Origin of the sequence: Rhodomicrobium sp. R_RK_3, from assembly GCF_002198715.1 — a bacterium.
Taxonomy (GTDB): domain Bacteria; phylum Pseudomonadota; class Alphaproteobacteria; order Rhizobiales; family Rhodomicrobiaceae; genus R-RK-3.
Map to the genome: position 1 here is coordinate 176015 of NZ_MWLK01000037.1, position 12707 is coordinate 188721.

Genomic DNA, 12707 nt, shown 5'->3' on the forward strand with positions numbered 1-12707 from the left:
TCGGATTTGGGCGGCTTGTCTTAGTCGCCGCGACGATTCTCAGCCTGTCAAAGCGCCTCAGCCCAGCCCTCTCCCATAGGGAGAGGGCGGCGTGCGCTAGCACGCCGGGTGAGGGGGTAATGCCTCTCCGTGTAGCAACGTCTTGCCCTGGGTTGGATAGTCAGTGGCCATTGGCCAGCGCTGGCGGGCTGCTCTCGCCCGGCGCAAGGGACCGTCCGCCCAACCCCGAAGGGGCGGGCGGACGGCCATATTGGGTCCGGCTACGCCTTCAACTGATTGCCGATCGGCAGTGAGCGAATGCGCTTGCCGGTGGCGGCGAAGATGGCGTTGCAGATCGCCGGGGCGACAGGGGGCACGCCCGGCTCGCCGACACCGCCGAGCGGGGCGTTCCAGTCCTGGCCGCCGACAAGATGGACGCGGATGTCGGTCGGCGCCGCGTCGATGCGGGTGACTTCATAGCCGTCGAAATTCGACTGCTCGACGGCGCCGTTCTTGAAGGTGATGGCGCTGAGCGTCGTCAGGCCCTGCCCCATGATGAAGGCGCCTTCCATCTGCGCCCGGATGCGGTCCGGGTTGACCTGCGGCCCGCAATCGACGGCGATGTCGACGCGCGGGATCGAGAGCGCCCCATTCGCACCGACCTCGACCTCCGCCGCTACGGCGACATAGGTGACGAAGCTGTAATGCCCGGCAATGCCGAGCCCGCGCCCCTTGGCGACGCTGCGGCCCCAGCCGATTTCCGACGCCGCCCGCTCGATGACGCCGCGCAGGCGGCCGGTGTCGAGCGGATAGAGCGAGGGATCCTCGCCGTGGTTCCAACTGTCGCCGATGGAATAGGGGTCGATCTTGCGCGCCGGCCCGATCAGCTCCAGCAGATAGTCCTTCGGATCGCGCCCGGCCGCCGCCGCCAGTTCGGCGACGAAGGATTGCGCGGCGAAGGCGTGCGGGATGTTCGAGACCGAGCGGAACCAGCCGATTCGGGCATGGGCGTCCGCCTCCGGGTTCTCGAACTGGGCGTCGGCAATGTCGAACGGCGTGTTGACGAGGCCCATGCCGAGCTCGAAGGGCAGCTCGTTCTTCGCGCCGGCGACGAAAATCGAGCCGATGGTCGGCGCCGCGCTACGATGCAGCCAGCCCACCGTCTTGCCGGATTTATCGAGACCGGCCTCGAGCCGCTCCACCGAGACGGTGTGCAGATAGCCCTGCTGAAGATCGTCTTCGCGGGTCCAGGTGAGCTTCACCGGCAGGCCGTCCATCGCCTGGCTGACGAGGCCGGCCTCGACGACGTAATCAGGCTTCGACTTGCGCCCGAAACCGCCGCCGAGCAGCGTCACATTGACCTTGACGTTCTCCGGCGTGATGCCGAGCCGTTTGGACAGCCGGTCGCGCGCCGCCTGGGGGGACTGGACGCAGGTCCAGGCTTCGCATTTGCCGTCCTTGATGCGGACCACGGCGGCCGGCGGCTCCATCGGCGCCTGGGCCAGATGCGGCACGTAATATTCCGCATCGAGGCGCTTGGCGGCCTTCTTCAGCGCGCCCTCGGCATCGCCCTGGGTGCGGACGACCTTGCCCGGCTTGCGGGCGGCGGTCTCCAGCGTCGTGCGGTAGGAATCGGAGGAATAGCTGGCATTCGGGCCGGCATCCCACTCAATCTTCAGCGCCTCGCGGCCCTTGATCGCCGCCCAGGTGTTCTTGGCGACCACCGCGATCCCCGCGACGGGCATGAATTCGGACGGCGGCGGCGTGCCTTCGATCGGGACGACCTTGAGGACGCCCGGCACTTTCAGCGTGGCGGCGGCGTCGTAGGATTTCACCGTCCCGCCATAGACCGGCGTGCGCGCGACGACGGCGTAGACCATGCCGTCGAGCCGGGTATCGATGCCGTATTGCGCCTTGCCGGTGGTGATGTCGAAGCCGTCGACGAGGTTGGTCTTGCCCTTGCCGATATAGCGGAAATCGGCGGGCGATTTCAGCTTGACGCTTTCGGGCGCGGGTGCCGGCAGGGCCGCCGCCGCCTTGGCGAGCGCGCCGTAGCCGAGCTTGCGGCCGGATTTCTCATGTACGATCTCGTGGTTGACCGCCTTCACCTCGGAGGCGGGCACGCCCCATTCCGCCGCGGCGGCCGCCGCCAGCATGTCGCGCGCGGCACCGCCCATCCGGCGCATGACCATGAAATGATGCCGGGTGCTGCGCGAGCCGTCGGTGTCCTGGTTGCCGTAACGGACTTCGTCGCCCTCGGCTTGGATCACCTTGATCTTGGCCCAGTCGGCCTCGAGTTCGTCAGCGATGATGAGCGCGAGGCCCGTGCGGACGCCCTGACCCATGTCGGAGCGGATGCAGGTAAAGGTGACGATGCCGTCCCCATCGATGGAGAGGACGAGCTTGGGATCGTCACGCAGGCCGTTGGGCATGCCGTCGCCGGCGAATTTCGGCGGCTTTTCCGCCTTCACCGGGAAACCGGCGGCGAGCACCAAAGCGCCGGCGGCGGCTCCCATGACGAAGTTGCGGCGGCTGATATTCTCGATCTCGGCGAAAAGGGTGCGGGTCGGTTTCATAGCGCTGCTCCCTTGCCCGGCGATTTGATGTTCTTGGCGGCGTCCTTGATGGCGGCGCGGATGCGCGGATAGGTGCCGCAGCGGCAGATATTGCCGCTCATCACCTGGTTGATCTGGTCGTCGCTCGGATCGGGCGTCTCGGTCAGCAGCGCCGCCGCCTGCATGATCTGGCCGGCCTGACAATAGCCGCATTGCGGCACGTTCAGCGCGCGCCAGGCAACCTGGAGCGGATGGTTGCCATCCGGCGACAGGCCCTCGATGGTGGTGACCGTCGCGCCATCGGCATCGCCGAGCGAGGTCTGGCAGGAGCGGACGGCGCTGCCGTTAACATGGACCGTGCAAGCGCCGCAGAGCGCCTGGCCGCAGCCGAATTTCGTGCCGGTCAGCCCGAGTTCGTCGCGCAGCAGCCAGAGCAGCGGCATGTCGCGGTCGGCCTCGACCTCCAATTTCTTTCCATTAACGATAAGCTGAACCACGGGCGTCTCCTTGCCTTTGTATCAGGATGCTGGCCTCAATCCGCGTTCCGGGAAGGCAGGATTATATGTCCGATATTTCGTTTCATGCACAAATTTTGTTTATTGCGGACGGATGGCCTTGTGATTTTCAGCGCTGGTTTGAGGCTATCCGGATTTTTGCTTAGGCCTGTCGATAGGGCGCGTCGCCGTTCGTCGTGCTAGCGGAACGGGATTTTAAAGGACGCTTAAAAGGAGGAGCCGCAATGCGTTTCATGATTATCGTGAAAGCGACCAAAGACAGCGAAGCCGGCGTCATGCCGGAGGAAAAGATGCTTGCCGAGATGGCGACCTATCATGAGGAACTGGCGAGGGCCGGGGTGCTGCTCGACGGCACGGGGCTGAAACCTTCGTCCGAGGGTTGGCGCATCAGCTATGACGGCGGCAAGCAGGTGGTGACGGACGGCCCGTTCACCGAAACCAAGGAGCTGATCGCCGGCTACACGCTGATTCAGGTGCGCTCCCGCGAGGAAGCGCTGGAGTGGACCAAGCGCTTTCCTAATCCGGCCGGTGAGGGCTGCGCCGCCGAGATCGAGGTGCGCCAGCTTTTCGAGCTGGATGATTTCGTGCAGGGCGAGGCGATCGAGCGCTGGCGCGCCATGAATCTGGCCTCGATCAACCCGGCGCCAGGGGAGGAGTGAACCCGCGGGCCGGCCGGCCTCTTGCGCGCGCCGGCCGGAATTGCTCATATCGGTCGCCATGGCGACGACCGATGTCAAGCGCAGCATCGACGCGATCTGGCGGATCGAATCCGCGCGGCTGATCGGCGGCATCGCGCGCCTCGTGCGCGATGTCGGCCTGGCGGAGGAGTTGGCGCAGGACGCGCTGCTGGCCGCCCTGCAGCGATGGCCGGAGACAGGCGTCCCCGAGAATCCCGGCGCCTGGCTGATGGCGACCGCGCGCAACCGCGCCATCGACCATTTCCGCCGGCAGAAGCTGCTCGACCGCAAGCACGAAGCAATCGCCTACGATCTGGAAACCGATCAGGAGGCCAGCACGCCGGATCTCGAGGCGATGCTCGACGACGATGTCGGCGATGATCTGCTGCGGCTGATATTCACCGCCTGCCATCCGCTGCTCCCGGCGGAGGCGCGCATCGCGCTGACGCTGCGCGTCGTCGGAGGGCTGACCACCGGGGAGATCGCCCGCGCCTTCCTTGCACAGGAAGCGGCGATTTCGCAGCGCATCGTTCGCGCCAAACGCACGCTGACCAGGGAGCGCGTCGCCTATGAGGTGCCGCATGGGGCGGAACTGGCGGCCCGGCTGTCCTCGGTGCTGGAAGTCATCTATTTGATTTTCAACGAGGGCTATTCCGCGACTGCCGGGGACGACTGGATGCGGCCGCAGCTTTGCCAGGAGGCCGTGCGGCTGGGGCGCATTCTCGCCGGCCTCGCGCCGGGAGAGCCGGAAGTGCATGGGCTGGCCGCATTGATGGAAATCCAGTCCTCGCGGCTGAAGGCGCGGGTCGACGCCTCGGGCGAGCCGGTGCTGCTGCCCGACCAGAATCGTGGCCGTTGGGATCAATTGCTGATCCGGCGCGGCCTCGCCGCCCTGCAGCGCGCGCGCAGCATCGGCGGTCCGCCCGGGCCTTATGTGCTGCAAGCCGCCATCGCCGCCTGCCATGCGAGGGCGCGAACAGCGGCGGAGACTGATTGGCGGCTGATCCTGTCGCTCTATGACCGCCTTGCCACCGTCACGCCGTCGCCGGTGGTGGAGCTGAACCGCGCGGTGGCCCTTTCGATGGCGGACGGCCCCGCCGCCGGTCTCGCGGCCGTGGATCTGCTGATGGCCGCCCCGAGCCTCAGCCGCTATCACCATCTCCCGAGCGTGCGCGGCGACCTGCTGAGCAAGCTCGAACGCTACAGCGAAGCGCGCGGGGAATTCGAACGCGCCGCCGCCCTGACCGCCAACGCCCGCGAGCGCGCCATCCTGCTCGCACGCGCCGCCGCCTGTGCGCGACAAGCCACGTAATCGGCCCGCATGGACCCGCACCGGGCGTAAGACGGCGATGGCTGAACGGGCTTTTGCCTATTCGCGGCTCGAAGATTTACCCCACCCGCCAATCGACGTATAATCGCGAAAAATACCGGGAGGGAGCGGCTGCGTCGGCCGCTCAAGCAATGATAATCGTTTCGTACGATACGCTGCTCGTACTGCTCTCCGTATCCGTTGCGATCATCGGATCGTTCACCGGCCTGCTCATCATGACCGGCATAGGCGATCTCAGCGCTGCCTCCTATAAGCTGAAAATCGTCTCCGGCGCGGCGACCATCGGCACCAGCATCTGGTCGATGCATTTCATCGGCATGCTCTCGCTGGGCACGCCGATCCCTATCGGCTACGACACGCTAACGACGACGATCTCGGTCTTCATCGCCATCCTGTTCACCGGCCTTGGCCTGTATTCGGCGTCCTCCGGCCACGTCACCCGCGCGGCGCTGCCGATCAGCGGGGTGCTGATGGGCGGCGGCATTGCCGGGATGCACTACATGGGCATGAGCGCCATAAGGGCGAATTGCATCGTCAGCTACGATGCCGTGGGCGTCATCGGCGCGATCCTGATCGGCATGGCCGCCTCGACGCTGGCGCTCTGGATGACCTTCCGGGAGCGCGGACCGCTGGCGACGGCCGCCGGGGCGGTGGCGCTAGGGCTGGCGGTGTCGGCGATGCATTACACGGCGATGCTGGCGACGACCATCCGGCGCAGCGAGCATGTCGCGCTGATCGCGGATTCGGTGCTGTCGCAGCACAATGTGGCGTTCATCGTCGCCATCGCGACGTTCTTCATCTGCGGGATATTCCTGGTCATCGCGCTGCCCGACAAGAAGCCCGAGCCGCGCGAGGCGGCGGAGTTCGTGGCCGCCCCCTCCGCGCCCGCTCCCCCATTGCCGCAGCCGAGGCCCGAGACAAAGCCGGAGGCCAGGGCGGAGGAACAGCCGCCGGAGCCGCCCAGCCCTCCTGGCCCGATGCGCATTCCCGTGCGGCGCAATCATTCGACCTTTTATGCCGCGCCGGGCAATATCCTCGCGATCCGGGCGGACGGACACTACACCTGGATCGCGCTCCGCTCCGACGATGGCGATATCGGCGAACATTTTTGCGAGCGGTCGATCTCGGTGCTGGCAAAGCAACTCGCGGCCGCGCCCTTCGTGCGCTCGCATCGCAGCCATCTGGTCAATATCGACCGGGTCTTGTCCTACCGCCGCGAAGGCGACCGGGGTGTGCTGCTTTTGGACGAGACCGGCACCTTCTGCGTGCCCGTCAGCCGCTCCTACGTGCATGAAATCCTGAACCAGCTCGAAGCCCAGGTGGTGACCGAGCTGCCCCGCACCCCGAATCCGGTTTCGAGCTGATCGGATTTCGCTCCCTTGCGCTGAACCGCCTCGAAGCAGGGCCGGCCATGGCCCTGGAGGGGCCGCGCTCGCCGAAAGCGGGAGGGGCTCAGGCGATGCAACCAGATTCAATGAGGCGAGTTGTTGTCTAGGACGCAAATTTCATCGCCCTCGCGATCGACAAGGGATTTGGACCCGCTCCGGTCCCTGACTGTCGGGTCGACCTGCGATCCGCGACAATCCGCCCTCAGTTCGCATATCGGAGACGAATGATGACCCAAGGCCGCTCGGAGTCCACGCTTTCCGAACATCGTCCCAAGGCCAAGGCGTCGCCGCACACGATTGACGAAATCTGCATCGACACCATCCGCACGCTCGCGATGGACGCGGTGCAGCAGGCCAATTCCGGCCATCCCGGCACGCCGATGGCACTGGCGCCGGTGGCCTATACGCTCTGGCAGCAGTTTTTGCGCTACGACCCCGAGCATCCGGTCTGGCCGAACCGGGACCGCTTTGTGCTTTCGAACGGCCATGCCTCGATGCTGCTTTACGCCTTGCTGCATCTGTGCGGCGTGAAATCAGTCGACGACGAGGGAAGACCAACGGGCGGAGCGGCGGTCACGCTCGAGGACATCAAGCAGTTCCGCCAGCTCGGCGGCAAATGCCCCGGCCATCCCGAATATGAGCAAACCTCGGGCGTCGAGACCACGACCGGGCCGCTCGGTCAGGGCTGCGGCAACAGCGTCGGCATGGCGCTCGCCGGGCGCTGGCTGGCCCAGCATTTCAACCGCCCCGAATTCACCCTGTTCGACTACAACGTTTTCGCCTTTTGCGGCGATGGCGACATGATGGAAGGCGTATCCAGCGAAGCGGCGTCGTTCGCCGGGCACCAGATGCTCGGCAACCTGTGCTGGATCTACGACAGCAACCGCATCACCATCGAAGGGCACACCGATCTCGCCTTCAGCGACGATGTGGGCGCGCGCTTCCTCTCCTATGGCTGGAGCGTGCAGCATGTCGGCGATGCCAATGACACGAAGAAACTGCCGGACGCCATCGAGAGCTTCCGCAGCACCGGCTACGCGCCGACTCTCATCATCGTCGACAGCCATATCGGCTATGGGGCTCCGCATAAGCACGATACCAGCGCCGCCCATGGTGAACCGCTCGGCGAGGAGGAAATCCGTCTCGCCAAGCGCGCCTATGGCTGGCCGGAAGACGCCAAATTCCTGGTGCCGGACGGCGTTCGTGAGCATTTCCGGGACGGCATCGGCCGGCGCGGCGGACAGCTCCGCGCCGAATGGGCCCATCTGTTCGAAGCCTACCGGGGCAAGCACCCCGAGCTTGCCGCCGAATTGGAGCAGATGCAGCGGGGCGAGCTGCCGGAGGGCTGGGACGCGGACCTTCCCGTTTTCCCCGCCGATGCCAAGGGGCTGGCGACGCGCGACTCCTCCGGCAAGGTGCTGAACGCCATTGCCGCGCACTATCCCTGGCTGATCGGCGGCGCGGCCGATCTCGCGCCGTCCACCAAGACGCGGCTGACCTTCGAGGGCGCGGGCGACATGGAAGCGGACACGCCCGGCGGCCGCAACCTTCATTTCGGCATCCGCGAACACGCGATGGGCGCTATTCTGAATGGGCTCGCATTGTCCAAGACGCGGCCCTTCGGCGCGGGCTTCCTGATCTTCTCCGACTATATGCGGCCGCCCATGCGCCTCGCCGCGCTGATGAAGCTCCCGGTCATCTATGTCTTCACACATGACTCGATCGGCGTGGGCGAGGACGGGCCGACGCATCAGCCTGTCGAACAGCTCCTGTCGCTGCGCGGCGTCCCCGGACTGGTCACGCTGCGCCCGGCCGACGCCAACGAAGTCGCCGAAGCCTGGCGCGTCATCATCGGGCTGCACCGGCCGGCCTGTCTCGCGCTGAGCCGCCAGGCGCTGCCGACGCTCGACCGGAGCCGCTACGCGCCGGCGGCCGGCGTGGCGCGCGGCGCCTATGTCCTGGCGGACGCTCCGGATGGCGGGCCGGAGGTGATCCTGATCGGCACCGGCAGCGAGGTCGCGCTGTGCATCTCGGCCTATGAGGAGCTGACGCGGCAGGGCGTTGCGGCGCGCGTCGTCAGCATGCCGTCCTGGGAGCTGTTCGAAGAGCAGGATCAGTCCTATCGCAATAGCGTGCTGCCGCCGGATGTCACGGCGCGGGTCTCGGTCGAGATGGGCTCGGTGATCGGCTGGGACCGCTATGCCGGCCCGGCCGGCACCCGCATGGGGATGCACACATTCGGCGCTTCGGCGCCGCTCAAGGATCTGCTGAAGGCGTTCGGCTTCACGCCGGACAAGGTGCTGGAGGCGGCGAAGGAGCAGATTGCCAAGTCCAAGAGGACGAGATCATGAATGCGCAACCCGAAGTCCCAACTGTAAGCCCGCTCAAGCTGCTGCGCGATTACGGGCAGGCGGTTTGGCTCGATTTCCTCGCCCGGTGCTTTGTCGAGGAGGGCGGCCTCGCCAAGCTCATCGAGCAGGACGGGCTGACCGGCGTCACCTCCAATCCCTCGATCTTCGAAAAGGCGATCGGCGACAGCACGGATTACGACGACGCGCTGAAGGCGGCCGCGCGCCTCGCCGACGGCTATGGCATGTCGCTTTACGAAGGGTTCGCCATCGAGGACATCCAGCACGCGGCCGATGCCCTTCGCCAGGTCTACGACGCGACGAACCGCCAGGACGGCTATGTCAGCTTCGAGGTCTCCCCCTATCTGGCGCTGGACACCGAGGCAACCATCACCGAAGCGCGCCGGCTCTGGACCGCCGTCGGCCGGGAAAATCTGATGGTCAAGGTGCCGGCGACGAAGCAAGGCCTGCCGGCGATCCGGCAGCTTCTCGGCGAAGGCATCAATGTCAACATCACCCTGCTGTTCTCGCAGGCGGTCTATGAGGAGGTCGTCGAAGCCTATCTGGCCGGGCTCGAGCATTTCGTCACGCATGGCGGCGATGCATCGAAAATCGCCAGCGTCGCCAGCTTCTTCATCAGCCGCATCGATGTCGAGGTGGACAAGCGCATCGAGGAACGCCTGCGCCAGACCAATGAGGCCGAGACCCGCGACGGACTCACGGCTCTGCGCGGCAAAGTCGCCATCGCCAATGCCAAGCTTGCCTATCAGCGCTACAAGCGTCTGTTCGCCGGTCCGCGCTGGGAGGCGCTGCGCTCGGGCGGCGCGCGGGTGCAGCGGCTGCTCTGGGCGAGCACCGGCACCAAGAACAAGGACTATAGCGACGTGCTCTATGTCGAGACGCTGATCGCGCCCGATACGGTCAACACCCTGCCGCCGGCAACCATGGATGCGTTCCGGGATCACGGCAAGGTGGCGCCGACGCTGGAGGCGGATATCGACCAGGCCGAGCAGGTCATGGCGGCGCTCGACAGGTTCGGCATCTCGATCGACGCGGTGGGCGCTCGGCTGGTCGAGGAGGGCGTGCAGCAATTCGGCGACGCCTTCGACAAGCTTCTCGGCGCGGTTGCCCGCAAGCGCGCCGCCAATCTCGGCGACAAGCTCGACGGCCAGTCCTACAAATTGCCGCCCGCGCTGGAAAAGGTGGTCGCCGCCTCGCTGGAGCAATGGCGGCATGATGGCGATATCCGGCGGCTCTGGGCGGGCGATGCAAGTCTGTGGACTGGGGCGGACGAGGCGAAATGGCTCGGCTGGCTGACCATCGTCGATGAGCAGCGCAAGGAAATCGGCGCCTTGAAGCGTCTGGCGGAATATGTGCGCCAGCAGGATTTCAGCCATGTGGTGCTGCTCGGCATGGGCGGATCGAGCCTCGGCGCGGAGGTCTTCGCCCGAACGTTCGGGCGGCAGAACGGCTGGCCCGAGCTGCTCGTGCTCGACTCAACGGACCCGGCCCAGATCCGCACCATCGAAAGCCGGATCGATCCGGCGCGAACGCTGTTCATCGTCTCGAGCAAATCCGGCAGCACGCTCGAGCCCAATATTCTGAAGCAGTATTTCTTCGAAAGCGTGAAGCGGGCGGTCGGCGCCGACAAGGCCGGGGCACGTTTCATCGCCATTACCGATCCCGGCAGCGCACTGCAAAAGGTCGCCGGGCGCGATGGGTTCCACCAGGTCGCGTTCGGGGTGCCCGGTATCGGCGGGCGTTATTCCGTCTTGTCGAATTTCGGGCTGGTGCCCGCCGCGACCATGGGCGTCGATGTCGCCCGGCTGGTCGACAGGACGGACCTCATGGTGCGCTCCTGCGCCGCCGATGTGCCCGCGCCCGACAATCCCGGCGTCGTGCTCGGAACGATCCTCGGCGTGCTCGGCAAATCGGGCCGCGACAAAGTCACCATCATCGCCTCTCCGGCCATCGCCGATTTCGGCGCATGGCTCGAACAGCTTCTCGCGGAGTCGACCGGCAAGCAGGGCAAAGGGCTCATCCCCGTCGATGCCGAGCCGCTGGGCGCGCCCGATGTCTATGGGGAGGATCGCCTGTTCGTCTATATCGGCCTCTCAGGCGAGGCCGACGCAAACCAGGAGGCCGCCGTCGACGCGCTCGAGGCGGCGGGCCAGCCGGTGGTTCGCATCGGCGTGACGGACCGCTATCATCTCGGCCAGGAATTCTTCCGCTGGGAGATGGCGACGGCGGTCGCGGGCGCGATTCTCGGCATCGATCCCTTCGACCAGCCCGATGTCGAGGCCAGCAAGATCAAGACGCGCGAACTGACCGAAGCCTATGAGAAGACGGGCGCGCTGCCGCCGGAAACCCCATTCCTTAGGGAAGGCGGGATTACGCTTTTCGCCGATGAGAAGGGCCGCAGGATTTTCGCCGGCGCCAAAACGCTGGCGGATGTCCTCAAGACGCATTTCGGGCAATTGCGCGCGGGCGATTATTGCGCGCTGCTCGCCTATGTCGAGCGCAGCCAACAGCATATCGACACCTTGCAGGCTATTCGCGTTCTCATCCGCGACAAGAGCCACACCGCCACCTGTCTCGGCTTCGGGCCGCGCTTCCTGCACTCCACCGGACAGGCCTATAAGGGCGGCCCCAATTCCGGCGTCTTCTTGCAGATCACCTGCGACGACTCCGCCGACCTCCAGGTTCCAGGTCAGGAATATACGTTCGGCGTGGTAAAAGCGGCGGAGGCGCGCGGCGACCTCGAGGTGCTGGCGGAACGCGACAGGCGGGTTCTGCGGGTGCATCTGGGTTCGGATGTCGCGGCGGGGTTGGCGGCGTTGGACAAAGCCGTCAGGCAAGCGCTGGCCTGAGGCGACAGGAGGAGAAGACAATGCGGATCGGCATGATCGGGCTCGGCAGGATGGGCGGCAACATGACCCGCCGGCTGATGAAGGCGGGCCATCAATGCGTGGTGTTCGATGCCAATGCCAAAGCCCGCGACGCGCTGGCGCAAGCGGGCGCCGCCGCCGCGCCATCGCTCGAGGGTTTGGTCGAGGCGCTCGGGGACACGCCGCGCGCGGTCTGGATCATGCTGCCGGCGGGCGAGATTACCGAAACGACCGTCGAGCGGCTCGGCGACCTGCTGAAGCCTGGCGACATCATCATCGATGGCGGCAATTCCTACTACAAGGACGACATCCGCCGCGCCAAGATGCTGGCCGCGAAGGGCGTCCACTATGTCGATTGCGGCACGTCGGGCGGGGTCTGGGGCATCGAGCGCGGCTATTGCATGATGATCGGCGGGCCGAAAGAGGCCGTCGATCATCTCGATCCGATCTTCTCCTCGCTCGCGCCCGGCACCGGCGACATTCCGCGCACGCCGGGCCGCGAGGACAATGATGCGCGCGCCGAGCGCGGCTACATCCATGCCGGTCCCTCCGGCGCCGGGCATTTCGTCAAGATGGTGCATAACGGCATCGAATACGGCTTGATGCAGGCCTATGCGGAGGGCTTCGACATCCTGCGCAACAAGGACAGCAAACATCTGCCCGAGGACGAGCGTTTCACGCTGAACCTGCCCGACATCGCCGAGGTCTGGCGGCGCGGCAGCGTCATCTCCTCCTGGCTGCTCGACCTCAGCGCGTCGGCGTTGGCCAAGGACCCCTATCTCGAGAGCTTCTCAGGCTATGTCCAGGATTCGGGCGAGGGCCGATGGACAGTCGAGGCCGCGATCGAGGAAGCCGTCCCGGCCGATGTCATCACCTCGGCGCTGTTCACCCGCTTCCGCTCGCGCCAGGAGCACACGTTCGGCGAAAAGATGCTCTCTGCCATGCGCTTCGGCTTTGGCGGCCATGTCGAGGGGCAGGAGCCCACCGACCCCAAGCCGAAAGCGGACTAATCGAAGGCCCACCCCGC

General features: G+C 66.1%; 8 protein-coding genes. 6 read left to right on the top strand and 2 right to left on the bottom strand.

Features of this window, described 5'->3' with window-relative positions; translation table 11 throughout:
* Positions 1-260 precede the first annotated feature (260 nt).
* Positions 261-2555: a molybdopterin cofactor-binding domain-containing protein gene (locus BLEFHOIH_RS24305; protein WP_088348640.1), complete on the bottom strand. Its 2295-nt coding sequence runs from the start codon at positions 2553-2555 to the stop codon at positions 261-263.
* A complete protein-coding gene (locus tag BLEFHOIH_RS24310; protein WP_088348641.1) occupies positions 2552-3031 on the bottom strand; it encodes a (2Fe-2S)-binding protein in 480 nt (159 codons plus the stop codon). The genes BLEFHOIH_RS24305 and BLEFHOIH_RS24310 overlap by 4 nt, the downstream gene beginning before the upstream one ends.
* A 242-nt stretch (positions 3032-3273) precedes the next feature.
* Between BLEFHOIH_RS24310 and BLEFHOIH_RS24315 the strand changes: the two genes are divergently transcribed.
* The 6 genes from BLEFHOIH_RS24315 (at position 3274) to gnd (ending at position 12690) form a co-directional block, all read left to right on the top strand.
* Complete coding sequence (locus BLEFHOIH_RS24315) at positions 3274-3708, top strand: YciI family protein (RefSeq protein ID WP_088348642.1); 435 nt, start codon at positions 3274-3276, stop codon at positions 3706-3708.
* A gap of 58 nt (positions 3709-3766) precedes the next feature.
* On the top strand, positions 3767-5038 hold the full coding sequence (locus BLEFHOIH_RS24320; RefSeq protein WP_088348643.1) for an RNA polymerase sigma factor: 1272 nt from the start codon (positions 3767-3769) through the stop codon (positions 5036-5038).
* Between the two features lie 149 nt (positions 5039-5187).
* Positions 5188-6420, top strand: coding sequence for an MHYT domain-containing protein (locus BLEFHOIH_RS24325; RefSeq protein WP_088348644.1), 1233 nt, complete (start codon positions 5188-5190; stop codon positions 6418-6420).
* A gap of 251 nt (positions 6421-6671) precedes the next feature.
* A complete protein-coding gene (gene tkt, locus BLEFHOIH_RS24330; RefSeq protein WP_088348729.1) occupies positions 6672-8795 on the top strand; it encodes a transketolase in 2124 nt (707 codons plus the stop codon).
* Positions 8792-11662: a bifunctional transaldolase/phosoglucose isomerase gene (locus tag BLEFHOIH_RS24335; protein WP_088348645.1), complete on the top strand. Its 2871-nt coding sequence runs from the start codon at positions 8792-8794 to the stop codon at positions 11660-11662. The genes tkt and BLEFHOIH_RS24335 overlap by 4 nt, the downstream gene beginning before the upstream one ends.
* Positions 11663-11682: 20 nt before the next feature.
* Positions 11683-12690 carry a phosphogluconate dehydrogenase (NAD(+)-dependent, decarboxylating) gene (gene gnd / locus BLEFHOIH_RS24340; protein ID WP_088348646.1) on the top strand — a complete coding sequence of 336 codons (1008 nt, stop codon included), beginning with the start codon at positions 11683-11685 and terminating at the stop codon, positions 12688-12690.
* Positions 12691-12707 lie beyond the last annotated feature (17 nt).

Bases quoted from the DNA above. Each gene is read 5' to 3' on its own strand.
- BLEFHOIH_RS24305 (WP_088348640.1), bottom strand. From the start codon at position 2,555: ATGAAACCGACCCGCACCCTTTTCGCCGAGATCGAGAATATCAGCCGC.
- BLEFHOIH_RS24315 (WP_088348642.1), top strand. From the start codon at position 3,274: ATGCGTTTCATGATTATCGTGAAAGCGACCAAAGACAGCGAAGCCGGC.
- BLEFHOIH_RS24320 (WP_088348643.1), top strand. From the start codon at position 3,767: ATGGCGACGACCGATGTCAAGCGCAGCATCGACGCGATCTGGCGGATC.
- BLEFHOIH_RS24325 (WP_088348644.1), top strand. From the start codon at position 5,188: ATGATAATCGTTTCGTACGATACGCTGCTCGTACTGCTCTCCGTATCC.
- tkt (WP_088348729.1), top strand. From the start codon at position 6,672: ATGACCCAAGGCCGCTCGGAGTCCACGCTTTCCGAACATCGTCCCAAG.
- BLEFHOIH_RS24335 (WP_088348645.1), top strand. From the start codon at position 8,792: ATGAATGCGCAACCCGAAGTCCCAACTGTAAGCCCGCTCAAGCTGCTG.
- gnd (WP_088348646.1), top strand. From the start codon at position 11,683: ATGCGGATCGGCATGATCGGGCTCGGCAGGATGGGCGGCAACATGACC.